Annotated in this window: 21 protein-coding genes; 6 read left to right on the top strand and 15 right to left on the bottom strand. The window is 55.5% G+C overall.

Features of this window, described 5'->3' with window-relative positions:
* Positions 1-5: 5 nt before the first annotated feature.
* From ACFSW5_RS07125 to ACFSW5_RS07115, 3 genes are read left to right on the top strand one after another with little or no spacing between them, the layout of a single operon-like run.
* Positions 6-779 carry a hypothetical protein gene (locus tag ACFSW5_RS07125; RefSeq protein WP_379270708.1) on the top strand — a complete coding sequence of 258 codons (774 nt, stop codon included), beginning with the start codon at positions 6-8 and terminating at the stop codon, positions 777-779.
* Positions 776-2,998: a TOMM precursor leader peptide-binding protein gene (locus tag ACFSW5_RS07120; RefSeq protein ID WP_379271062.1), complete on the top strand. Its 2,223-nt coding sequence runs from the start codon at positions 776-778 to the stop codon at positions 2,996-2,998. Before ACFSW5_RS07125 ends, ACFSW5_RS07120 begins: the two co-directional genes overlap by 4 nt.
* Before the next feature lie 17 nt (positions 2,999-3,015).
* Positions 3,016-4,467, top strand: coding sequence for a SagB family peptide dehydrogenase (locus ACFSW5_RS07115; protein WP_379270707.1), 1,452 nt, complete (start codon positions 3,016-3,018; stop codon positions 4,465-4,467).
* Between the two features lie 46 nt (positions 4,468-4,513).
* Here ACFSW5_RS07115 and ACFSW5_RS07110 read toward each other — a convergent pair whose 3' ends face one another.
* The 14 genes from ACFSW5_RS07110 to ACFSW5_RS07045 form a co-directional block, all read right to left on the bottom strand.
* Positions 4,514-5,098: a TetR/AcrR family transcriptional regulator gene (locus ACFSW5_RS07110; protein WP_379270706.1), complete on the bottom strand. Its 585-nt coding sequence runs from the start codon at positions 5,096-5,098 to the stop codon at positions 4,514-4,516.
* A gap of 189 nt (positions 5,099-5,287) precedes the next feature.
* The gene (locus tag ACFSW5_RS07105) at positions 5,288-6,049 is read right to left on the bottom strand and encodes an SDR family oxidoreductase (RefSeq protein ID WP_379270705.1); all 762 of its coding nucleotides are present in this window, start codon (positions 6,047-6,049) and stop codon (positions 5,288-5,290) included.
* 189 nt (positions 6,050-6,238) lie between these two features.
* Entirely contained in the window at positions 6,239-7,048 is an 810-nt protein-coding gene (locus ACFSW5_RS07100) for a helix-turn-helix transcriptional regulator (protein ID WP_379270704.1), read from the bottom strand.
* 48 nt (positions 7,049-7,096) lie between these two features.
* Positions 7,097-8,062 carry a proline dehydrogenase family protein gene (locus ACFSW5_RS07095; protein WP_379270703.1) on the bottom strand — a complete coding sequence of 322 codons (966 nt, stop codon included), beginning with the start codon at positions 8,060-8,062 and terminating at the stop codon, positions 7,097-7,099.
* Between the two features lie 100 nt (positions 8,063-8,162).
* Positions 8,163-8,609, bottom strand: coding sequence for a DinB family protein (locus ACFSW5_RS07090; protein WP_379271059.1), 447 nt, complete (start codon positions 8,607-8,609; stop codon positions 8,163-8,165).
* A 342-nt stretch (positions 8,610-8,951) separates the two neighbouring features.
* Entirely contained in the window at positions 8,952-10,028 is a 1,077-nt protein-coding gene (locus tag ACFSW5_RS07085) for a hypothetical protein (RefSeq protein WP_379270702.1), read from the bottom strand.
* A 57-nt stretch (positions 10,029-10,085) separates the two neighbouring features.
* Entirely contained in the window at positions 10,086-11,681 is a 1,596-nt protein-coding gene (locus tag ACFSW5_RS07080) for an FAD-dependent oxidoreductase (RefSeq protein WP_379270701.1), read from the bottom strand.
* A 73-nt stretch (positions 11,682-11,754) separates the two neighbouring features.
* Positions 11,755-12,693 (bottom strand): ROK family protein, encoded by a 939-nt coding sequence (locus ACFSW5_RS07075; protein WP_379270700.1) that lies wholly within the window; start codon positions 12,691-12,693, stop codon positions 11,755-11,757.
* A gap of 38 nt (positions 12,694-12,731) precedes the next feature.
* Complete coding sequence (locus ACFSW5_RS07070) at positions 12,732-13,559, bottom strand: MurR/RpiR family transcriptional regulator (RefSeq protein ID WP_379270699.1); 828 nt, start codon at positions 13,557-13,559, stop codon at positions 12,732-12,734.
* Entirely contained in the window at positions 13,537-14,244 is a 708-nt protein-coding gene (locus ACFSW5_RS07065; protein ID WP_379270698.1) for an N-acetylmannosamine-6-phosphate 2-epimerase, read from the bottom strand. Before ACFSW5_RS07065 ends, ACFSW5_RS07070 begins: the two co-directional genes overlap by 23 nt.
* 4 nt (positions 14,245-14,248) lie before the next feature.
* A complete protein-coding gene (locus ACFSW5_RS07060) occupies positions 14,249-15,856 on the bottom strand; it encodes a DUF4127 family protein (RefSeq protein ID WP_379270697.1) in 1,608 nt (535 codons plus the stop codon).
* 53 nt (positions 15,857-15,909) lie between these two features.
* The gene (locus ACFSW5_RS07055; RefSeq protein ID WP_379270696.1) at positions 15,910-16,755 is read right to left on the bottom strand and encodes a carbohydrate ABC transporter permease; all 846 of its coding nucleotides are present in this window, start codon (positions 16,753-16,755) and stop codon (positions 15,910-15,912) included.
* Positions 16,755-17,639 carry a carbohydrate ABC transporter permease gene (locus ACFSW5_RS07050; RefSeq protein WP_379270695.1) on the bottom strand — a complete coding sequence of 295 codons (885 nt, stop codon included), beginning with the start codon at positions 17,637-17,639 and terminating at the stop codon, positions 16,755-16,757. The genes ACFSW5_RS07055 and ACFSW5_RS07050 overlap by 1 nt, the downstream gene beginning before the upstream one ends.
* A gap of 134 nt (positions 17,640-17,773) precedes the next feature.
* Complete coding sequence (locus ACFSW5_RS07045) at positions 17,774-19,099, bottom strand: ABC transporter substrate-binding protein (protein WP_379270694.1); 1,326 nt, start codon at positions 19,097-19,099, stop codon at positions 17,774-17,776.
* Between the two features lie 302 nt (positions 19,100-19,401).
* On the opposite strand from ACFSW5_RS07045, the gene ACFSW5_RS07040 reads away from it, so the two are divergent.
* The 3 genes from ACFSW5_RS07040 to ACFSW5_RS07030 all read left to right on the top strand — a co-directional run bounded on the left by ACFSW5_RS07040 (position 19,402) and on the right by ACFSW5_RS07030 (position 20,896).
* On the top strand, positions 19,402-19,725 hold the full coding sequence (locus tag ACFSW5_RS07040) for a low molecular weight protein tyrosine phosphatase family protein (RefSeq protein WP_379270693.1): 324 nt from the start codon (positions 19,402-19,404) through the stop codon (positions 19,723-19,725).
* 94 nt (positions 19,726-19,819) lie between these two features.
* Complete coding sequence (locus ACFSW5_RS07035) at positions 19,820-20,431, top strand: spore coat protein (protein ID WP_379270692.1); 612 nt, start codon at positions 19,820-19,822, stop codon at positions 20,429-20,431.
* A 129-nt stretch (positions 20,432-20,560) separates the two neighbouring features.
* Complete coding sequence (locus ACFSW5_RS07030) at positions 20,561-20,896, top strand: DUF2512 family protein (protein WP_379270691.1); 336 nt, start codon at positions 20,561-20,563, stop codon at positions 20,894-20,896.
* Between the two features lies 1 nt (position 20,897).
* Here ACFSW5_RS07030 and ACFSW5_RS07025 read toward each other — a convergent pair whose 3' ends face one another.
* Positions 20,898-22,895 (bottom strand): beta-galactosidase, encoded by a 1,998-nt coding sequence (locus ACFSW5_RS07025; RefSeq protein ID WP_379270690.1) that lies wholly within the window; start codon positions 22,893-22,895, stop codon positions 20,898-20,900.
* Between the last annotated feature and the right edge of the window lie 24 nt (positions 22,896-22,919).

Raw genomic sequence — 22,919 nt, 5'->3', positions numbered from 1 at the left:
AAGCGATGATGGAAATGGATCGTGAACTGCAGCGGGTTTCGGCGCGTATTTTAGCTTTATGCTGGGCGGATCCCCAATTTAAGCGGCGTTTTCGGCAAGACCCTGCCGGCGTGTTCCTGGAACAGGGTTATACTCCCCCTGACGGTCAGATGCTTACGGCAGACTCGGAACCGGTCCGCACCCTTCTGGAGGAAGCGGACCGGTATTCGCCTCCGTTCGAAGCTGCGGCACCGGCCAAATCGCCGGAACAATCCCCGATGTACGGATACTCGTCTGCGCCCGCTGCACCGTGGAGGCCGTACGGAGAGCAGGGTTATCCGGCGTACCCGGCTTATTCCGGTTATCCGGTGTTTCCGGCTTATCCGAATATGGGATGGACGCATCCCGTCTATCCGCAGCCGTATCCGCGCGTATACCCGCAACCTTATTTCGCGCCTTCTGAAGCAACGTATCATCACTCCGGAATGTACGCTCAACCCTTGATGTGCGCCTATTCCATTCCATTCGGAACGTACGCGCCGCAAACGGCTGCCGCCGCTTATGCGCCCCCAATACATGCGGCATATGTTGTTCCGCCGATGTGCGCGGCGGCGCACCTTCCGGCGGACCGCGCCCCCGGGGAGCCTGGCACGACTCCGCCAATGTGCGCGATTCCGTCGTACCGCAGCCTTGCAGACCTCCACGAAACGGGCGCCGTTCCGCCGATGTGCGCGAAGCCCGGTCCCCGGTCGAATAACGGTCAGGACGAGGGGAAGAGCATTCCCCCTATGTGCGGATGAACGGATCTTATCGCTGGAAGCCGCATTATCAAACGGTAAGGCTGGAGCGCGAAGCCGTCTTCGCGCTCTCCGAGACCGGTCACGCCGTGTTTACCGATCCCCTCCTCGTTCGTCTTGCGGCCTTGCTTGACCATGAATGCCCGGTCGACGAAATCGCATCGGCACTAGCGGATCAAGCCGGAGCGGACGAAGTGTCCGAAGCGTTGGCTTTTCTCGAGCGGGAGGGTTACATAGAGGGTGCATCGGCTGCACAAGTTCCATTTGCCGGATTCTGGTCAATGCTCGGTACTCCCCCCGATCTCGTACGTTCCAGGCTTGCCGGCTGTTCGATTGCCGTGCGCGATTTAACCGGACACGCATACGGCGAAAGCTTGAAGAATCTCTTTGAAGAAATGGAGCTCTCCCTTTCGGACGAGGGCAGCTTTGTCATTGTCGTAACGGACGATTATCTGGACGGCCGGCTTCACGCATTAAACCGCGAGCTTATCGGGCAAGGCCGCACATGGATGCCGGCGAAACCGGGCGGGTTTACTCCCTGGATCGGCCCGGTCTTCGTTCCGGGACAACTTCCTTGCTTTAACTGCCTGACGAGACGGCTGCACGAAAACGGCCGATTGGACGCTTATCTTCGGGGCCGGGGGATTGAGGGCCTTCGACCTTATTCATTGGCCGGCAATCCTTTAACCGTCCGTATGGCACTGACCCAATTCGTGCTGCAAGCGGTGATGCATCTGACTGCGGGCGGAGCTTCCGCCCTTTCCGGCCAAATCATGACCCTTCAGCCGCTTCAAGGCGCGGCAGACTTTCACGCTGCTGCGGCTTTTTCGGACTGTCCGGCATGCGGGCCATTGCTGTCCGCACGGGACCGCCGGACGCGGCGCGCCGTTTCCGCTGCAGTCTCCTCCTTCGACGGCGGTTACCGAAACATGGATGCGCAAAAATTGATGCAGCTCTACAAGCATCATATAAGCCCGATCACCGGCATCGTTCAATCCCTCGAAAAAGCCGGAGGGGAACCGGATCGACCTTATCACGTCTATTATTCCAGTCATAATTTCGCGATGAACGATCAATCGCTTCCCGATCTGCTGCAAGGGCTGCGCTCTCGAAGCGCAGGCAAAGGGACGACCGACCTGCAGGCGCGGGCTTCGGCGTTATGCGAAGCGCTGGAGCGGTATTCGGGCGTCTTTCGCGGGGATGAACCGAGACTGACGGCATCTTACCGGGATCTCGGCCATTTGGCGATTCACCCGAACGAAGTCATGCTCTTCAGCGATAAGCAGTACGCTATGCGGGAGGCGTGGATGGCCAAAAGAAGCGCCAGCCGGATCGTCCCCCATCCCTTCGATCCGGACGAACCGATGGAATGGTCGCCGATTTCTTCTCCGGCAACCGGAAAAGTGCGTTATTTGCCGACATCTTACCTTTACTTCGGTTATCCTCTGACCGAGCGGTCCTTTCGCTGTTGGCCGGACAGCAACGGGAGTGCGGCCGGGCAAACGGTTGAAGAAGCGATCGTACAGGGTTTCCTGGAGCTGATCGAACGGGACAGCGTCGCTCTTTGGTGGTACAACCGGATTCGCCGTCCGGCCATCGAGCTCGCTTGCACCGGCGATCCGTTCGTGCTGGAGCTTCAAGCGTATTACCGGAAGCGAGGAAGGGAATTTTGGGTTCTGGACTTGACGGCCGACAGCGGAATCCCGGTATATGCTGCAGTCAACCGGCGCGTTGGAGCAAATGAAGAGCAAATCATGATGGGATTCGGAGCCCATTTTGATGCAAAAACCGCGGCGCTTCGGGCCATCAGCGAGATGAACCAGTTTATGCCCGCACTGGAGCCGGAAACAAGCAAGCCGTTTACCGTCCGGGATCCGGACCTGCTGAATTGGTGGCGTACCGCAACGGTCGATAATCAGCCTTATTTGGCTCCTTACGGGATCGTATCGCTGCGCGCCTCTTCCCTTCCGTCATCCGTCAGTTCCGCCTATCTGCTTCGGTTATGTGTGGAGACATGCGCAAGGCTTGGACTCGAGCTATATGTATTGGATCAGACAAGAGCGGACGTCGGGCTGCCCGTCGTCAAAGTCATCGTCCCCGGCTTGCGTCACTTCTGGGCCCGGTTCGCCCCGGGTCGTTTATATGAAATACCGGTAAAGATGGGGTGGCTGCCCTTTCCATTACCCGAAGAAAGCTTGAATCCGATCCCGATGTTTCTATGAGAGGAGTAAACGGTACGATGAGCCCGACGGATCGGCTATATGTGCGGTTCGCTTACCCGGTCGGCATTCGCGGCACGGCCGAAACACCGGTAGCCGTATGCCGCGGCGCGGAAGTCAAGCTGCCTCAACTGGGGCCGTACGCATTCTCGCTCTTAATGAAACTGTCCGGGAACGGCATTCTGAATTATACGGAAGCGGAAGAGAAGGTTTTGCAGTATGAAGAATGGACTTCGCTTGCGGCCTGGTACCGGACGCTCGCCGTCCTTCTCGAGCATCGCTGCCTACTGATCGAAGCCTACTCTTGTAAGAGCAGCACGGCTGGCGCCGTTCTCTCCTCTTGCTCGCCAAATTCTCGTCAGCTATGGCATCTTCCGAAGAAGGACGCGCGCTATCGCCTTTCCCGATTCGCCTATATTCGGAGACATGAAGACGAAGGCTTATTTATCGAATCTCCGCTGATTCGGTCGCGGATCGTCATTGGCGGCGATCTCCCGGTTCGGCTTTTTCAATTGCTGGGAACGCCGATTACGCTGCCGCAAGCTATGAGAAGCTTGGCCGATTCGGCCTGGGAAGAAGTCGAGGCGGTCATGACGCTTTTTCTTTGGGCGGGAATTGCCGCTCCAACGGGGCAAGACGGGATGCTGGGTGAAGACCGTCATTTTTCCCTGGCCGCCTGGGAGTTCCATGACCTGTTGCTGCACACCAGAAGCCGGCAACAACAGGACGGGATCACTCGCGGAGGTACGTTTCGCTTTCTGAACCGGTGGCCGCCTCCGCCTCCCGTGAAACCAAACTTCCCGCCCTCCGTTATTCCGCTCCATAGACCGGATATGACACGAGTCTTTAAAGAAGATGCATCGTTTGCGGAAGTGGCGGAACGGAGGTTTTCCGGAGCGAAACGCGACCGCAACTACAGGCTCATGGATGCCGATTGCTTGGGCGAATTTCTATTCCGAACGGCCCGGATCAGAAAGCATTACGACGCCGGGATATTCGGGAACTATACCGGACGGCCGTACCCGAACGCAGGCGCCTTGTACGAGTTTGAAATCTATGTCGCCCTGCGTTCGTGCCCCGGGCTGGCGGACGGGCTCTATGCCTACGATCCCGGACTTCACGCTTTGCGGCGTTACGACGGAGCTAACGTCGAACCTTTATTCGCGGAAGCGCTCTTATCCAGACCTGAAATGGAGCCCCAAGTTTTAGTCGCTGTCACCGCGCGTTTTCACCGGGTGTCCTGGAAGTATCAATCGATCGCCTATTCGCTTCTTCTTAAAAACGCAGGGGTGCTGCTGGCCTATTTTTATTTAACCGCTTCGGCCATGAACATTCCGTCGTTCGCCCTTGGCTCAGGGCCGTTGTCACGCATAATGGAGCTTACCGGCTCGGACCCCCTGCAGGAATTCCCGGTCGGGGAGTTTGTTGTGGGCAGCCGGCCAGCCATGCCGAACGAGCCGCAGGGTGATTAACTCGCGGAGACTTGTCTGAAAATCGGTTCGAGTTTGCCGGACGATTTCAGGTTTGATCCGAAGCGCCCGACCCCTGCAGCTTCAAAATAAGGGCCAGCTGCTCGTTCATCGATTCGGGGCTGCGCGCGAAGCCTTCCTCGCTCCATTCGATAAGCAAGCCCATGATGGCGTTAGCTTCATAAGCGATCAGGAAGGAACGGTCGATATCGCCAACCAACGGATAAAGCGAAGCGTTTTCCCGGATTAATCCCTTTATTTTCTCGAATAGCGAATAGTAATACGACAGCGACGATTTCCGGTCGAATACGATCTCATAAAACTGCTGGTATTTCTTCACATGGTGGAAAATCCGGATCGTCGAAGGATCAAGCTGCTGCGGAACAAGGCGGGACACATGGCGGTACGGCTCATAAAACGATTCCTCCAAATCCTTAAGCAAATGATGGAGATGCTCGTCGAATAAAGCCCCGATATCTTTATAATGCAAGTAAAACGTACCTCGATTGACGGCAGCCTCCCGGCAAAGGGTGGAAACGGAGATCGATTCGAGCGCATTTGTTTTTAACAGCGTCAAAAGAGCTTGATGCAAAGCTTTTTTGGTTTTTATGACCCGCAGATCGTTTTCGTTCATCTCTTTTATCCCTTCTTTGAACATTACGCTTGATATAAATCGAACATTTAATAAACGGTATGAGCCTCTTTTGTTCAATAACTATGAAGAGTATTATATACCGTAAAGTTTCGTCAGAAAAGAAAAAAGCTGCGAACAGCCATGCTGTTTGCAGCTTTTAGATTAAATATCGAATAAAATCAAGTTCTATTAGAATGCCGCCGTCCAGCCCGCGTCCGCCGTTATAACCGTGCCGTTCACGAAGCTCGACTCGTCGGACGCCAGAAATAGAGCCACTTGCGCGATTTCCTCCGGTTGTCCGATGCGAGGGATGACGCCTTGAGCCACTTGAGTACGGGATGCGCCGAACTCGTTGAAGTTCGTAACCGAAGAAGCGATATTCGTCGCGGTTCCGCCGGGAGCGATCGCGTTGCAGCGAATGCCTTTTTGCGCGTACATGAAGCCTGTGTTTTTCGTAATGCCGATAACGGCATGCTTGGAAGCCGTATACGCTGCGCCAGCATGCGCGCCGCTGAAACCGCCCGTCGAAGCGGTATTGATAATAACGCCCTTACCTTTCTCGAGGAAGATCGGAATCGCTTTGCGGATTGCGCGCATGACGCCTTTCGTATTGATATCGAATATAAGATCCCATCTCTCGTCGCTCACGTCGCCGATAGGCGCCATGTTGTCCATAATGCCGGCATTGTTAACCAGAATATCGAGCGTTCCGTATTCGTTCACGGCCGTATCGATCATCGCGTTAATGTCGTTCAGGTCTGCAACGTTCGTTTTAATAGCGATTGCTTTCCCGCCGTTTGCTTCAATCCCTTCCGCGACCGCCTTCGCCCCATCGATATTCAAATCCGAGACGACAACCTTGGCACCTTCTTTCGCGTACAGCTCCGCAATGGCTTTGCCCATACCCGATGCTGCGCCCGTAACGATTGCAACCTTGCCTTCCAACCGCATAACGAATCCCTCCGACTATTTATTGAACAGTTGTTCATTTAAATTATAGAAAGAGAGCGGGACAATGTCAACTAAACGTAAAAAAGCCCTTTCTCCCGCATCCGTTTTCAAGGATGAAAGAGGCAAGGGCTTTTCCGGTGCCGTTTAGGCAGTTTCCTTCGCGAAGACGCTTATTTGTGCGCTCAATCCTTACGTAACCGTTGCTGCGTATTTTCCCGGCGTCGTCCCTACGATTTTCGTAAAAAACCGCGAAAAATGGCTCTGATCGTAATACCCGACGCCAGCCGCGATAGCGGCGATCGGCTGTTTTTCTTTCAGCTCGATTTTGGCGCGGTTAATCCGGAGCAAGTTCTGATAAGCATGCGGCGGCATATGATACCGTTTCTTGAACATGCGAATCAAGTGAAACCTGCTGATTCCCGCTTCTTCCTCCAATTGCCGGAGCGTTATCCGTTCCCTGTAATGGGCGTGCAAATAATCCCTCATCAGCCGGACGTATTTAGGATCGGAATGTCCGTGATCTTCATGTCGTGGACCGAGAGCTTCCCGTTTCGCGACGAACTCGATCAAGCCGATCAGAGCCGTTTCGATTTCCAGCGGATCTCCCTTATGCTTTAACGCATTCATCGTCCGATTGATCAGCAAGCGAGCGGCGGAACTTTCCCGGCCTTCCCATAAGCAAGGAATTTGCATTCGCTCGCGCTCGCGAGGTTTTAACTCCCGATACCATTCCGGTTTTATAAAGAGCATTCGGTATCGCCACTCTGCGTCTTGGTCGGGATGGCAAGCATGAAGCATGAGGGGAGGAAATCCGATCACGCTTCCCGTTTCGGCGCGGAACATCCTTCCGTCGCACCAAGCGTTCGTGGCTCCCTGATCGATCATACCGATCGAATATTCCTCGTGGAAATGCTTGTGATAAAACAAATCGTTGGCCATGCATTCCTTCGCCTCCAGAAAAGGAAGCTCCTCGTCACGGTAAAAGGTTATCGCTGCCATGCTTCGTTCCTCCTTCTTCTCGAGACTTCTTCACGGCCGTTAGAATTATTAAGAATACGCAGGACCGATGCTCTCTTCGTTGATCATCGCTGCGATGGCCCGGTAAATGTTCGGCGGATATTCTGCGACGCGGTGACATAAGTACAGATACCATTCATGGCCGTAGGTCAAATAGATTCGTACGGGATGTCCGGCTGCTTTCAACTTGCCGCTTAAGTCCGGTCGTATGCCGTACAGCATTTCAAATTCGACCTCCGGCTTTCCATACCATCCTTGGTCGATTATTTTTTCGATCAACCGCTCGTCATGCGTCGCCACAGAAACGCGGTTCCCTTGACGAACCGCCAGCTCGACAAGCTCCAGGTACCGGTCATCCAAAGCTTCCGAGCGGGGAATCGAGACGCCGTCAGCTTCTTGATAGGCTCCTTTGACGATGCGAACCCGAGCGGACGCCGGGAGTTTCGTCGATAAATCTTCAGCCGTTCGATGGAGATAAGCTTGCAGCGTAATTCCGATATTCGGATAACGAGCGGCTGCCCCTTCGTAAACCGACAATATTTTGTCCGTCTTCGCGGACTCTTCCATGCTGATGAACAGCTCGATGCCCGCTTGTAGCGCCGTTTCGGCTAATGTCAACAAATGCGCTGCCGCCAGCTCCGTATCCAAAGAAAGCCCGATATGCGATAAATCGAAGGATACCCGTGCAGGAGTCCCCCTTTCCCGCAAATCGCCGATCAGCGCCAACAATTCCGATACGGCTGCTTTGCATTCCTCCTCGTTAGCCGTGTTTTCGCCAATGTATTCGAGAGATACGGCATATCCTTTGGCCTGCAGCCGATCGGCGGCCTCCAGGCCGTGAATCCGTCTGTCCCCGGTCACATATTGTGCGGCAGCACGTCTAAGAATCCGGTAAATAAGCGGATTTTGTCCGATATAAGCTTTGAAGTCTTCCCGACGGGCTATCGACTTCAGCGCGTCTGCGAATTGTGTTTCCAGCTCCGTTAGTTCCATCATCATACCACATCTCCTTCTTTCCGATACAGACAGCGTACCGGACAAAGCGGGATGCGTATTGTATAAAATTGCGCAAGGGCAGGATTTTGGGATACCGCAATCAACGGCGTCGCGATTCGCTCCTCAGCTGCCGTTTTAAAGCCAGAATCGCGCCGATATGCAGCCCTTCATGAAATATCGTTCGGACGAGCACCTGCTCGATCGTGTGCATTCCCATTTCGGTCGGAGCAAACTCCTCCTCCATGCGATTCTTATACGTCTCCCGAATGATGCCCGGCTGCTCTTGCAGCATCGGAATCAGCTCGGAATAGGTCGGCGTTTCATCCGTAAATCGGCTTGGGTCGGTACCGTAACCGAACCATTCATTGAATTTTAAAGGGACTGGGATGTCTTCTTTCGTAAGCGCACGAATCCATAAATATTGATCCAGGCAAATATGCCCCAAATTCCACCGGATATTATTGTTGAAGCCGCTTGGTATCCTTTCCGCCTCCGTCTCGGATACGTCCGAAACGATTCCGAGCAGCTCGCTCCGGTATGATTTCATCTGCTCGAACAGAACTTCATGCCTTCTTTCCGTAACCGGCACCTCCCCTTATTAACTATTTCAAAATTAGATGAATAACTTCAAAAATCCTCCCGTTATTTCATAATCGGCATTAAAAAAGCCTCCCGAATTGGGGAGGCCGATAGAAGGTCGGGCGAATCAGACGTTCGGCGGAACAATCGGAGCCGTGAGGGGACTAAGCGGCGGTAACGGACATTCGCCATTACCGCTTGTAATCCTTTCATGACTGCACGTTCATCGATGCCATTCGAGACGGGCTACCGCGTGAAAAGACAGGTTTTTATGCCGACCGGAATGAGGTTCGGTATCTTTACTCCGAACCTATCTTTCCGATGCGGTGAAATACAGCGTCTGCGGGCCAGCCGCGCCGCCTGTCAAGCTGAAATTCGCCGCAATCGTTTTGCCATGCTTGTTCACCTTGAAATCGGTAATTTTCCAGGCCTTCGTATAGTTAACGAACGGAGACTGCAGAAGAAGACCGCCCCATTCGACGACATAATGCCCGGCGCCCCCTGACGGATTGTCGTAAACGGATATGATTTGGCTGCTGTTGCTCTCGTTATTGATTTCGACCGATAAATTGTACGTCACGCCGTAGTTGCCGTTGTTCACGACGGATTTCCCGTCTATCACGTTGTACCCGGTCTCGTATTCCCCCGGCATCGAGTCGCTCCACGGACCCGATGCAGCGGAAGAAATCCGAATGAGGGAGTTGCCTGCGGACGTATTGTAAGTCAGCGTTCCCGTTCGCTCGAAATGCGGGAAAGTCCCGCGGACATGGACGTCTCCCGGAAGCACCTCGACTTCTTCGGGATGCTCCGGCTTATGGAAATAGCCAAGCGTCGTCACGGTTACGATGGCGTCATCCTTCCCTTGCGGGGTAACCGCATGAAGCTGGACGATACCGCTTACCGTGTATTCGGGAGGCGCCTCGTTCTCGATATAATACGTTTCTCCCGGCTGCAGCACAGCGGTCGGCTTGCGGTTGGAGCGGGTATCCATAAAGTCGGCCAAAGCCGTTTGCCCGGCGATATCGGGATAATAGTCGACCCCGATCCCCTTGCCTTCCGTATACAGCCAAACGGGCTCATCCGTCGGATTCGTAACCGCTACCGCGATGTTGAGAGGCGCGCCCGTCATATTGGCATGATGCCAGAATACGCGGAACAGTCCGCTAACCTGATCCCGGTAGAACGCTCCCTCCGTCTTGGGGGATTCGGGAGAATCGCTAAGAATAAGCACTCCTCCGGTCGGCGTAAGAATCGGCTTCTCCATCGGCTTTGCCGGCTTCAACGTCTCAATCGGAACGAGTTCGCCTTCCGCGGAAGCGGTTGCGGCCGAAAACAACAGACTGCTCACCATCCCCAGCATCAATAGCCATTTCATCCACTTTTTCACTTCAATCCCTCCCGGCAATCTTGGATTCCCTCACGCCTCCGATGGTACAGCCGAACATCAGGCGAGAACCTCCGCTTCGACCTCTTCCGGCCAGTGCAGCTCGACGCCATGCCGAACGAGCAGGCTCTGATACCGCGCCAGATGATCCCTATTATCCCGGACTTCCCGCGGTTTTACTCCGCTTCTGATCGAGTAGGCCGCCAGAAGGCCGGCCGCCTCCCCGATGTTCCATTCCGTCGGATGAAGCCGGTAGCAGCCGTTAGCAATTTGCGTAGTCCCGATATTTTTGCAAGCCGGCAGCAAATTGTCGATGCGTATCGGGAGCAGCGCGCCAAGCGGAATTTCATAAGGATAGCTCGGAATATAAAAACTGCGGTTCGACGACGTCGTGTGATGCAGGTCCAAATGGTAGCTTCCGACGCCTACGCTGTCCTTGTAGGTCCGGATGCCCTTCTCGCCGCGCAGCTCCTTGCTTACATCCCATTCCGTTACCGTCTGGACCGCCCGAATCCGGCGCGACTCGCGGATATAGGCCGCCTTTGCCAATCCGTCCCCGGTGCCGAGAGCGTCTCCCCGCAGCCGGATTCCCGGATAACCTTTCCCGCCGTCCGGCCGGGGGGCTTCGGTCTGCAGCCAATAGACAAGCGACAGCGTGAGCTGCTTGGCCTCCTTCAGCCGTTTCGCGCGAAGCTTGGTAGGAACGTCAAGGATATTGCCGAGAAAATAATCGTTTTGCGGCCAATTCAACAGCGTAAGCTCGCCGTCGTATACCGGAACGGCAAGATGGCCCGGATCGAAGACGCGCCGATAGTCCCAAAGCGACGTCACTCCGGGCGTCCCCGGAAAAAGCGTGAACTCCTTCGTTCGTGCGGTATCCGCCGAATCCGCCGCATACCAGCTCAGCAGCGGATGCCGCGAGAAGGCAGGGACAAATCCCCGCCAGAAACGATACTGCTCCGGCTGCGGGATAGTGTGGTTCTCACCTTTCCGGTAATCGACTGCCGCGACATGCGTAATCGCCTGAACGTCGTACGGGTCGGCCGTTTCCGGGGCGTGCGGCTCGAAGGTAGCGCTCCGCGATTCCGCGCCAACCGTATATTCTGCGCCGCTTAAGGGGAGCAGATCGCCGCATTCGGTCGCGTCCAGAACATAAGGAGCGGAAAGCGTGAGCCGCTCTCCTCCCGCTGTGCGCCGCACCGTGACCGAGTCGATTCGGTTCCCTGCGGTGCAGACATGATCGGGTACCGTGTGGCGCATAATCGTCAATCGGCCGCTGTTCACGTAAGGTGCCAGCATATCCGTCAGCACGCTGAGCGCGACCTGCGGCTCATGCGCGAGGCGGCTGACCCAGGCGTTGCCCGGATTCAGCCGCGGATTGCGGCGCGCGGCTTCCGTGAGCGGATAATTGTCTCGGTAATACCGCCGTACCCGCTCGCGGAACTCTCGATAGGAAGCGGTGCACCCGAATTTTTCGATCCAACGGTGCTCGTCGGGCGGCACGGCTTGGTTCGTCAGCTGACCGCCGATCCAATCCGTCTCCTCGGTCATGACGACCTTTAGCCCTTCCTTGGCCGCCGCCAGCGCCGCGGCCGTTCCTCCAAGCCCGCCGCCGATCACGACAATGTCCGCCGATATCGTCTCATTTCCGCTCATATGTCCCTCCTGTTCTCGCCGGTAACCTTCGATTGCCCGGCTTACGTATTCCTCCGGCCGCTTGCTCCGGCGCTTACGGACTCCCGGCGGCTGCCGGAAGCGCAAGCGCCAACCGGGCGGCGCCGTAACAGCCTGCGAGATTGCCGAGCGACGCCGGCCGCACCTCGATATCCGCGCCTTCCGCCCGAAGCCGGTCCAGCAGCTGCGGCCACCAGATATTGCGGGAATCGGCAAGCCCGCCTCCCACAATGACCGCCTGCGGATCCAGGCCTATGGCAAGGTTGGCGATCAAGATCGCCAGCCACCCGGCGAATCGGCCGATCAAGCGGAGCGCGGCTTCGTCGCCGCGCGCGGCGTCACGCAGCACTTCGCCTCCGCCCGCGTAAGGCCGTCCCGTTTCCCCGGCGGCGTCGCGCGCAAGCGCCGTGCCCGAAACATACTGCTCCGCGCAGCCCCGCCGGCCGCAATTGCACGGCCTTCCTCCGGGCACCAGCACGCTGTGCCCCCACTCGCCGCCGTACCATCGGGCGCCGCGAACGATCCGGCCGCCGATCATGTTGGCTCCCCCCACACCCGTTCCAAGCGTGAGCATGACGAGATCGGTCGCTCCTCCGCCCGAGCCGAGCCACGCTTCGCCGAGAAGGGCGGCGTTCGCGTCGTTGTCGGCCGCGGCCGATAGCCCGAACTTTCCTCGCGTCCATTCGACAAGCCGCATTCCTTGCCACCCCGGCAAATTGTCCGTCGCGAAGACGACTTCCCCGCTTCGGGCATCGATCCGCCCGGCGCTTGCGATGCCCGCTGCCCGAACTCCGGGCTGCAGTCTTAAGAGCTCCGACATCAGTTGTTCCAACGAGGCCAGAATATAATCCTTCCCCTTCGCCGCGTCGGTCGGTACGGTAAGGCTCTCCAGCAGCGTCCCCTTATCGTCGGTGACGATGCCTTTGATCGTCGTGCCCCCGACGTCAATTCCGATCACGCGAGCGGTGCGGCTGCCGGCAGCGTTATCGCCCATTCGCAAGCCCCCCTTTTTGCAGCATCTAAGCCCCGGCGCTAATAAATTTTGTCGATCACCGCCTTGGCGGTTCGTTCCTTCATCACCTGCGTCCGGTTCAGGTCGCGCCGCGCGAGACCTTCGCAGATCAGGTCGATCAGCAGCAGCTGCGACATTTTCGCCCCGATGGATCCGCCCTCCAGCGGCGCTTCCTTGCCTGCGGTAAGCAGAACGAGGTCGGCTATGGAGGTGATCGGCGACTTGGCGTAATTCGTCATCGCAATGACGTACGCGCCGCTTTGCTTCGCTTTCATCAATACATCGTTCGTATCGAGCGTGCTTCCGCTGAGACTGATGCCGAAAGCGACGTCCCCCGGCCCCATCGTGACGGCCATCATGGCCTGGATATGGGTGTCGAGCACCGCTTCTACCCGCCGGCCGATCCGCAGCAGCCGGTTTTTCGCGTCCAACGCCGTAATTCCCGACGATCCGACGCCAAAGAACTGGACGTAATGGGCCGTGTCGATTCGTTCGATCGCCGTTTGCAGCCGGCCCCGGTCGAGCAGGCTCATCGTGTTGTGGAGAATGGCCGTCATTTCCCTATGCAGCACGTCGGCAAAATCAACGGATTCGTCGGCTTCGTTGTCCGCCGCACGCCGCGATCCCTGGTCCTGCGCCAGGGCAAGCTTAAAGTCCTGATAGCCTTTAAAGCCGATTTTGCGGCAAAACCGCATCACCGTCGTTTCTCCGACTCCGGACAGTTCCGCCAGCTCCGTTACGGACAAAAAGATGATTTCCTCCGCGCTTCCCAGCACCAGATCGGCTACTTTCTGCTCCGATTTGGTGAGCGAAGGGTAATACGAGCTAACTTTTACTTTCAGATCCATGAATGCTGATGCTCCTCTTGGCCGCGGCCGTAAACCGCTTCGTAATAAGTTGCGGACGGGTAATGGCGGAACCGACGACTACCGCGTGCACGCCGAGCCCTAACATGCGCATAACATGCGAAGGCTCGGAAATCCGCCCTTCCGCGATGAGCGGCACTTTGAGCGCGGCGGCGGCCTTCTCGGCCAGCTGAAAATCGGGGATGTCGATTTGCGGCGAATACGGCGTATAGCCGGACAACGTCGTAGAGACGCAATCGACGCCCAAGCTTTCGGCATAAAGCGCTTCTTCCAGCGTAGACACGTCCGCCATCGCGAGCCGCCCCTTCGCTTTGATGTACCGCACCATTCCCTCCAACGTGACACCTCCGGGCCGCCGCCGCCTCGTCGCATCGAACGCGATCATATCCGCTCCCGCCGCTATAAGTTCATCCACTTCTTTCTCCGTAGGCGTAATGTATACCTCCGAATCCGGGTAGCTTCGCTTGACGATGCCGATTACGGGGAGATCGACGGTATCCTTGATGCTCGACACGTCCGCTCCGGTATTGGCCCGGATGGCGACGGCCCCTCCTGCTGCTGCCGCGGCCGCCATTCTTGCCATAATCTGAGAACCGAACAAAGGCTCATCCGGCAGCGCCTGACACGAGACGATTACGCCATGCCGAACTTGCTTGAAAAGGTCCATTGCCTTATCCACCTGCCTCGTCTTCATCTGCTAACGACGCTCCCGTCCCTTCCGTCCCGGCGCTCTCCGTCCAGACCGCACGAACGGATAAGCCCGTCTCGAACATGCGGCTCCAAGGCATATGGCAGTCGGTAATCCGAACCTCTACGCCGCAGCCATTGACATGCTCCGCCACGAACCGTTCCAGACTCTTCTTCACCATGCCGGCCACTTGGCCGCGCTGGCCGTCGATTCGGAAATAATCGTAGCCGAGCTCCTTGACCGGACCGTCCGCAAGCTTGCGGCGTACGGCCGAACAATACCCGCAATCCTCCGTGTACCGCAGCGCGAGGAAATCCAGATGGGCCGACGTTTTGCCGTAAATCGCATAAATCATCATCTGTGCAATGACGGTGCCCAGCGTGTTGGAGCTTGTATTCCAGCCGGCGTACCCCGCCAGATCGAACAGCATCCCTTTTTGCCGCAGCAGCTTGAGCAGCTGCAGATCGCCGCCGTTCGCATAAGCGACATCCGCCAAGGCGACCGGCTTGCCGAGCCGCTTCAGCGCATAATGCCCGTATTCCGCCAGCTCCGCGATATTGCGCATCACCTGGTATCCGACAAAAGGATGCTGCTGCGAATTGGCTTCCATCATCGTTTCGCCCGGCGTATTGACGAGCAGCACAACATCGGCGTCCGAAGCGCTGTGCGCAGTCAGCCCGCCTGCCGCCATCGTATGGGATTTCAAGCTCTCGCCGAAGATCCGGTCTTCGTAGAGCGGCGTTACGTACGGGCCTTGCACGCTCGAGAAACGCGGATAAACGAGGGGCTGCCTTTCGTTCATTTCATTCAGCATTCTCGCCAGCAAAGTGCAGCCGGCTTCGTCCGCGCCGGGATACATAAGCGCCTTCAGCTCGACGTTCAGCTCCGCGATGCGGGCGCGAACCTTCTGCTGATCCTTCGCCGTCCAGCCGTACGGAGCGGCGTCGTCTTGCGGAATGACAAGAAAATCGATCGTTCCGTCTTCGACAAGCTCAAGCGCCGCTTTGTTCGCTTCGGCGTTCACGGCGCGCCTGCCGAGATAGTCGTCCATGACGTTCTCCGGCAGCCGCGAGCGAATCGTCGCCAGCTCCCGAAGCTCGTCCGGCGCCGCGATTCCGAGCTCCTCGCGATGCCCGATATACCCGGCACGGAACAGCTCCCTTCCCCAATCCGCGTAATAGTCCGGCTCCTCGTCCGCGCTCGAATATTGCGGGCAGCGCATGATCAGGTGCAGCGCATACAGCTTGAGCCGCGGGTTTTGCTTCTTGAGGCGCCGCAGCGTTTGAAGGCTCGCCTCGTTGTCCGCGGCGGAACGGTGGTGCAGCCGCGAAGGAACGATCCCGCCGTACAGCATCGTGTCGATCGACACGATGGCGCCGTATGCGTCGGAGCACTCTTTCTCCAGCCATTCGCTAAGCTCTTCGGTGCGGCCGGGCTTTTTTTTCCGTCCCATAAGCGACAGATCCGGTCTCACGACCGCGGCATCGGTACCCTGTGCCAGCAAATACGGAAATTCATAATTGCAAGGCCGTTCGTCGAGCGGCAAATAAACGATTTTTGCTTTTGCATCGGTTTCCGGTTCCACTCGCATGCTCCTCTCTCGCTTCATGTCCCGCATTCAACGGATCGTAAGTCCAATCTTCTTCATCCTTTAAGCGCCCCGGATATCCCTTCCATATAATACCGCTGCGTGAACAGGAACACGAGAATGATCGGGATAACCGAAATAAGCGTGCCTGCCGCGATCCAGCCGAAGTTATACGAGAATTGGCCGTTCAAATACGTAAGCGCCGCCGCCAGAGGATATTGCCCGGGATCGTCCAGCACGACCATCGGCCAAATAAACGTGTTCCAATAAGACATGAACTCGAGCAGCGCGATGACCGCAAGTCCGGGCTTTACCATCGGCAGCATCAGCTGACGCCAAATGCGCAGCTCGGAGGCGCCGTCGATTTTGCCGGAATCCCGGATGTCGTCCGGAACGCTCATGAACGTCTGCCGCATCAAAAAAATGTTGAACACCGACACGGCCGAAGGAAGGACGACGCCTACGTACGTACCGAGCAAATGAAACCAGCGGAGCGTCAAATAGTGGACGATGAGCGACGTCGAGGACGGGATAATCATCGTCGCGACCAAAATGCCGAATACGAGCTGACGCCCCCGGAAATTCATTTTGGCCAGCGGGTACGCGGTCAAGGCCGACAGCAGCAGGTTGAAAGCGACGCCTAAAGCGGTAATGATCAGCGTGTTCCAGATATATTTGGGAAAATCGATGAAATCCCAGACTTGAACATAGTTGTCGAACTTGATAAAGGTCGGCAGAATCGCAGGCGGGAACGTAAACACATTCCTTCCCGGCATCAGCGACACGCTGAGCAGCCACAAAAAAGGCCCGATCATAAACAAGGCCAGCAGCAGCAGCAGCGCATACCCGACCGCCCAGCCCAGCGGTTTGCGAAGCTTTCGCTTTCGGTATACGGCGTTCATCAGTAAGGGTTGACACCGCCTTTCTGATTGAACTTGAACACGGCAACGCTCATCGCGCCGATAATGACGCTGACGATGAGGCCAAGCGCCGAAGCGTAGCCGAAATTAAACTCCATAATGCCTTCCTGATAAATATACAAGCTCGACGTTAACGTGGAGTTGCCGGGCCCGCCCTTGGTCAACACGAACATTTCGTCGAAGACGCGAATCGCCGCCATCAGGGAAATCAAGCTGCAGAAAAACACATACGGCCGAAGCAGCGGGATCGTAATGCGCCGGATGACTTGCAGGCGGGTTGCGCCGTCGACAAGCGCCGCTTCTTTCAGATCGGCGGGAATCGATTGAAGGCCGGCTAAATACAGCATCATGTAATAGCCGAGCCCTTTCCACATCGTGATGAACATGAGCACGTACAAGGCCGTCTTGCCGCTTGTCAGCCAGCCCACTTTATCTTGAATGACGCCTAACTCGATCAACAGGTAGTTGACGACGCCGTTATTGCTGAGCAGCCAATTCCATATCAGCGCTACCGCGACCATGGAAGTGACGACGGGAATATAAAACGCCGTGCGGAATGCTTGAATCCCCGGCAGCTTGCTGTTGACGAGAATGGCCATCAGGATCGAGAACAGCTGAATAAACGGAACGATGATGACATACAGCACCGAATTCCAGAGCGATATAAGAAAGTTGCGGTCTTGAAACGCCCGCGAGAAATTGTCCAATCCCAGAAACTTTGTCTCTCCAAGCACCGAGTAGTTGGTCAGGGACAGCGGGACGCTGTATACAATGGGCAAAAGAACAAATATCGTTATAATTACAAGGCCCGGAGCCATAAACGCCCAAGCCGTCAAATCGTCGGACCGCAGCCGCTTTGCGCGCAAACGCGTCACCACCTTCTGGATTGCCGGACGTCGTCCTAATCGATTGGGCGCGGGCAAGTCTAGCCTTATTCGCGTCGTATTCATCGGCCCGCGCCGCGTTGAAGAATTGATCTTTTCCTTATCAAGCCCGCTGCTTAGCTTCCGTTTGCAAGTATGCTTTCCACTTGCTTCGCCGCCGCATCGAGGCCGGCCTTCGTATCGCCGCCGTCGAGCAATATTTTCTGCAGCTCGGTATTGATCGCCTTGTTAATGTCCGAGGCGTTCGGCACGCCCAAATAATACTCCTGCGCCTTGTCGAGGCTTTGCGCCGAAGCGATTTTGGCTTGCGATTCCAGCGTATTGTCGGATTGCGAGAAAAACGGGTCTTGGATCGATTCTTTCGTAGACGGCAGCGTGTTGGACGATTTGGAGAAAGCGGTCTGATTGGCCGTATTCGTGACGAAAGCGGCGAAGTCTGCCGCATCCTGCGGGTTCTTGCTTCCTTTGGGCACGACGAGGTTCATGGAGTTGGAGTATCGGAGATCGGCTTTGCCCGTCGGGAGCGGTACGGCAACCGTGTTCTCATATACGTTCGGGGCCGATGTTTTCAAGAAGTTGATGAAGGAAGGCCCGGACAATTCAAACGCGACCTGCTCGCTGGAATAGTACTGGATCTGCTTGTCGAAAGGAGCGTCGTCCTTCACGATAACCCCTTCTTCGATAAGCTTCTTCAGATTGTTTACAACGGCAATGGCTTCTTCGGTATTGAAGGCCGGCTTGCTCCGGTCGGCATCCAGGATCGGCACTCCTTCGCTCGGGAACAGATTGGCGCTAAACTGAGTCGCATAGCCTGCCGCGCCGGTTTTGGCTTTAATCTGACGGCCCCACTCGTATAGCTCTTCCTTCGTTTTCGGCGGATTTGCGGGGTCAAGACCGGCTTCCTTCACCAGTCTCGTATTCATGTACAACACTTGCGTTCCCGTATACCACGGCAAAGCATAAGGCTTTCCGTCGAATACGGTGGAGTTGAAAATACCTTCAAAAAAGCTGTTTTTCACGTCGTCGTTTACCAAATCCGTCAAGTCCGCCAGCGCTTCCTTGGAAGCAAGCTGATTGGCGAACTCCGTGTTCAAGTTGACGACGTCCGGCGCGCTTCCTCCCGCCGCCGTCGCAAGCAGCTTGCTCTGAATCGCGTCCAGCGGAAAGTCCTTCCAGTCAATCTTTACGCCGGGATGGGACTTCTCGTATTCGGCGATCAAGTTGTTGAAGAAATCGTTGAATTTCGGCTGCAGCGCGATCGTCCAAAATTGAAGCGTAATATCCTTAGTCTCTGTACCCCCGTCGGCGGTCGGACTGGCGGAACCGCTCGCCTCCGGCGCGTTTCCTCCGCTGCCGGAGCCGCTGCAGGCGGCCGCCCAAACCATCAGCATGCCGAGCATGACAAGGAGCAGCGCATGTCTTGTACCTCTCTTGCTTCCCATAACTCCAACACCCTCTCCTCAAGATAGACCCGGAAAGATGTTAAAACCGAGAAGTCGTCCCATATCCTGGGCGCGAAACGAATTTGAACCTATTATAACACGCCTTCCATTTTTGGAAAGTATATTTCTCCACATTTTAATTAATTTGTGGAATGTTTTTTCTATTTGCTGTAACCGGCTCATGAAGGCTTCCATCCTAATCGGGATAGATCCTCATTTCTATGAAAATCGTTTCGAAGTCGTGTCGCGTCTTAAATCACTCACATACTCTATTACACATGAATCATTAGGAGTTGAGAGAAATGAGATTGCTTTTTATTTGCAGCAGAAATATAAACCGAAGCAGAACGGCGGAGGTTATTTTCCGAAATAAACCACAATTCGAGGTTCGTTCGGCCGGAACGGACGAAACGGCCAGAATAACCGTCAATGCAGGGCATATCCGCTGGGCGGATCTTATCTTTGTCATGGAGCATATGCATCGCAGAATGCTGGAACAGCGATTCTCCCGGGAATTATTCGGCAAAAGCGTGATCGTGCTGAATATCCCCGATGCTTATTATTTCATGGACGATGAACTCGTCAATATTCTGCTTGAACGGGTATCTGATTATATCGAGCTGTAACAATTATTCTCCAGAGGAAAAAAAGGCGCATATTTTCTAGCCGTTTATGAAACGATAATTCCGTTGAAACAACCATGAACTAGGAGGAATACGATTGGCAGCTCATTTAGGCGCACACGAAACGGTTGAAACCCACGAAATATTGATGTCGGCCATCAACGCCATCAATACGATGCAGCTTTACCGTCCTTATGCGAAGGACTCGCGGCTCGTTCAGATTCTGGACAAGCAGCTTCAATTCGCGGTCAATGAGTACAACTTCCTTGTCCAAACGCTGCAAAACGTCAACGCCCAAGGAAGACCGCAATCCGCGCCGTATTCGGCTGCCGGCGGCTTTACTCCCATTTACGGGCTTGACAATCCCGCCATGGAAAGCCCGAATCTAACGGCGAAGCAAATGGACGACCGCGATGTGGCGACCGGATTGCTGTGCCTCCATAAAGCGTCCGCTATGATGAAAATGACCGCTTCGCTGGAATGCGCCAACCGGGAGCTTCGCTCGGCCATGCAGCAAGGCGCGGTCAATTGTTCGGAGCAAGCCTATGAAGTGTGGCAATATATGAATCAAGCCGGGCATTACCAAGTGCCGACGATGAAGGAAATGACCACCAATACCATCATCGGCCATTTCCAGACGGCCGGCCAGCCTGCAGCTCAACCGAACGCGTTTCCGGCCCCTTCTCCGACTGGCTTCAATATGCAATAGAGATCGTAAGCCCCTCGGGCAAGGCAAAAAAAGACCGCTTGTTCAGCGGTCTTTTTCGTGTACGAACGATGCTGGAATAAAAAAAGGCCAAATTGACATGCTAGTGGAAAAGGAAGGTGACTTGCAGAAATGAGATTCATTTTAAAATGGCTCGTCAACGGCGTAATCGTCGTATCCTTGTTAATGTTCTACGCAGACGCTACGTTTTGGTCCGCTGCGATAACCGCAACCGTTCTTTCGGTAGTCGCTTATTTTGTCGGGGATCTGTTTATTTTGCGGGCAACGAACAATACGGTAGCGACCATTGCCGACGCCGTTTTGGCTTTTGCCGGTCTATGGATTGCCGCCTATATGATGAATTGGCCGCTGGACGCAACCGAAATACTGTTTGCCACCGTACTGCTTGGAGCGGCCGAATGGCTGTTTCACCGTTATCTGTTCGGAGACCGCAGCGCTGCCGTTTAGCTTATTCCATCACGATTTTGACGCCCCACGGCGCCAGCTCCAGCAGCTGCCCTGCAGCGACCGGCACGTCATGAAGAAGCTCTTGGCCCGCACCGTGCTTGTATACAAAATCAACCGGTTTGTTTGAATAATTCAAATAATACCGGACGATGCGGCCTTGCCGGTTAATGCCTGATTTGACGATCAGCGGGAATTCAAGCTCTTGATCGGCCCCTCGAAGCCCGGCCTCCTTCAACACTTGCTTCAATACTTTGCTTAACGCCGAACCGGACGTCATGCAGCCGATATAGGTCGCCGTGCCTTCACCGTATCGGTTGCAGGTTACCGCCGCATATCGGGACCAATAAGGATGATCGTAATAAGCGAGCACCTTTGCCGTTGTCGGCGTAATCAGCTCCATCCACGTATGCACCCCGCTGCTCTCCTCGGTGGGATCGAACGAGTCGCCGCTTAATCGGACGTTCGACGGTTCCGCGAACATGCTGTACGATATTCCGCAAGCTTCTTGAATGATTCCCGGTTGCTGCGATACGCGTACTTGAACCTGCTCGTTAGCAAACCCGCATTTGAACGAATAGACGACATGGCCGCCTCGCCGTACATATTCGTTCAGCTTCTTTAGCGTCTCGTCCGATACGGCATATAGGGCAGGAACGACGATCATCCGGTAGTTATGCAGATTCTCATAGGCCGCCGGGATAAAATCGCAGGACGCATTGAGCTTGTAGAGCTCGTCGTACATCCAGCGGACGACGTCGTTGTACGTTTTGCCGCCGGGCAGCTTGAACCACTCCAACGCCGTCAACGATTCGTTGCTGACCATGACGGCGATATCGTTCCGTTTGCGCAGATCGATAAGGTGCTCGCTAAGGCGCTCGAAATCTTGGCCGATCGTCTTCGCTTCGTCGTATACCGGATTAGGCAAAAAATCGTGGCTGAGCAGCCCTTTCCAATAGGTTTCGATGGAATTGTGGATGGAGTGCCAATGCCAGTATGCCACCATATTCGCGCCCGAAGCGAGATGGCTGAACGCCTGCAGCCGCAATTGCCCCGGATACGGCGTCCATTGCGGGAACGCCTGAGCTTGCGTTTCGATGACAAGATAGTTTGTCCCCTTCAACGATCTCGCCATATCCCCGCAGAACGATATTTCGGCTCCCGTCAGATTGTCTTGTGAAGGATGGTATATATCGACCCCGGCGATGTCGAACGTTTCGGCTGCTTGGAAATGGTCGACCGCCGGCTGAACCCCGTAAGAATGCCCCCGCCATTCAAAATCGAAGTTTTGCGTCACGAACTGATGCGGATGCTTGTATTCGCGGACAAGATCGGCTTGCCAAGCCAGAAACTCGGTCACCAATTTCCGCTGAAATTTGGCGAACTCGGCTCCCAGACTGCCGTTAATCGTACCGACGACCGAAGGAAAGTCCTCCCAGCTGTTAATCCGGTTGCTCCAATAATCGAGGCCGAATTTCCGGTTCACTTCGTCCAACGTTCCGTACGTTTCCCTCATATATTTGACGAATTGCAGCTGCACGTTAGGACCCGACGTATCGTAATGCTTCGTCTCGTTGTCCGTCTGGTAGCCGATAATGGCCGGATGGTCCTTCACATGCCCGATCAGCTTCCGGATAATCCGTTCCGCATAGAACAGGTACGTTTTGTTCGTAATGTCCATAATTTGCCGGGCGCCGTATTGTCCCGGGCCTTTGGCCGTTACCGCCAGCACGTCGGGATGCTCCTTCGCCATCCAAGTCGGAATGGCATAGGTCGGCGTTCCGACGATCACTTGAATGCCCGCTTCGTGCATCGCGTCCAGCACGCGGTCGACGTGGCTGAAATCGAACACGCCGTTCTGCGGCTCATGGGTGCTCCACGTCGATTCGGCGATCCGGACGACATTAATTCCGGCCTCCTTCATCATCCGAATATCTTCCCGAAGCCGGTCGTAAGGCATATATTCATCGTAATAGGCAACGCCGTACAACAGTTTTTCCATTTAGAATCCCCCAGCCCAATTGTT

This window comes from Paenibacillus thailandensis (assembly GCF_042685365.1).
Taxonomy (GTDB): domain Bacteria; phylum Bacillota; class Bacilli; order Paenibacillales; family Paenibacillaceae; genus Paenibacillus_AP; species Paenibacillus_AP thailandensis.
The sequence above is the reverse complement of the archived record's forward strand: the minus strand, read 5'-3'. Positions and strand labels throughout refer to the sequence as shown.

What these genes read in the sequence shown, in the direction of transcription:
- ACFSW5_RS07095 (WP_379270703.1), bottom strand. Translation starts at nt 8,062, where the DNA reads ATGATGGAACTAACGGAGCTGGAAACACAATTCGCAGACGCGCTGAAG.
- ACFSW5_RS07070 (WP_379270699.1), bottom strand. Translation starts at nt 13,559, where the DNA reads ATGGATCTGAAAGTAAAAGTTAGCTCGTATTACCCTTCGCTCACCAAA.
- ACFSW5_RS07100 (WP_379270704.1), bottom strand. Translation starts at nt 7,048, where the DNA reads ATGGCAGCGATAACCTTTTACCGTGACGAGGAGCTTCCTTTTCTGGAG.
- ACFSW5_RS07080 (WP_379270701.1), bottom strand. Translation starts at nt 11,681, where the DNA reads ATGAGCGGAAATGAGACGATATCGGCGGACATTGTCGTGATCGGCGGC.
- ACFSW5_RS07075 (WP_379270700.1), bottom strand. Translation starts at nt 12,693, where the DNA reads ATGGGCGATAACGCTGCCGGCAGCCGCACCGCTCGCGTGATCGGAATT.
- ACFSW5_RS07045 (WP_379270694.1), bottom strand. Translation starts at nt 19,099, where the DNA reads ATGGGAAGCAAGAGAGGTACAAGACATGCGCTGCTCCTTGTCATGCTC.
- ACFSW5_RS07110 (WP_379270706.1), bottom strand. Translation starts at nt 5,098, where the DNA reads ATGAACGAAAACGATCTGCGGGTCATAAAAACCAAAAAAGCTTTGCAT.
- ACFSW5_RS07055 (WP_379270696.1), bottom strand. Translation starts at nt 16,755, where the DNA reads ATGAACGCCGTATACCGAAAGCGAAAGCTTCGCAAACCGCTGGGCTGG.
- ACFSW5_RS07025 (WP_379270690.1), bottom strand. Translation starts at nt 22,895, where the DNA reads ATGGAAAAACTGTTGTACGGCGTTGCCTATTACGATGAATATATGCCT.
- ACFSW5_RS07060 (WP_379270697.1), bottom strand. Translation starts at nt 15,856, where the DNA reads ATGCGAGTGGAACCGGAAACCGATGCAAAAGCAAAAATCGTTTATTTG.
- ACFSW5_RS07030 (WP_379270691.1), top strand. Translation starts at nt 20,561, where the DNA reads ATGAGATTCATTTTAAAATGGCTCGTCAACGGCGTAATCGTCGTATCC.
- ACFSW5_RS07040 (WP_379270693.1), top strand. Translation starts at nt 19,402, where the DNA reads ATGAGATTGCTTTTTATTTGCAGCAGAAATATAAACCGAAGCAGAACG.
- ACFSW5_RS07065 (WP_379270698.1), bottom strand. Translation starts at nt 14,244, where the DNA reads ATGGACCTTTTCAAGCAAGTTCGGCATGGCGTAATCGTCTCGTGTCAG.
- ACFSW5_RS07125 (WP_379270708.1), top strand. Translation starts at nt 6, where the DNA reads ATGATGGAAATGGATCGTGAACTGCAGCGGGTTTCGGCGCGTATTTTA.
- ACFSW5_RS07105 (WP_379270705.1), bottom strand. Translation starts at nt 6,049, where the DNA reads ATGCGGTTGGAAGGCAAGGTTGCAATCGTTACGGGCGCAGCATCGGGT.
- ACFSW5_RS07090 (WP_379271059.1), bottom strand. Translation starts at nt 8,609, where the DNA reads ATGAAATCATACCGGAGCGAGCTGCTCGGAATCGTTTCGGACGTATCC.
- ACFSW5_RS07115 (WP_379270707.1), top strand. Translation starts at nt 3,016, where the DNA reads ATGAGCCCGACGGATCGGCTATATGTGCGGTTCGCTTACCCGGTCGGC.
- ACFSW5_RS07120 (WP_379271062.1), top strand. Translation starts at nt 776, where the DNA reads ATGAACGGATCTTATCGCTGGAAGCCGCATTATCAAACGGTAAGGCTG.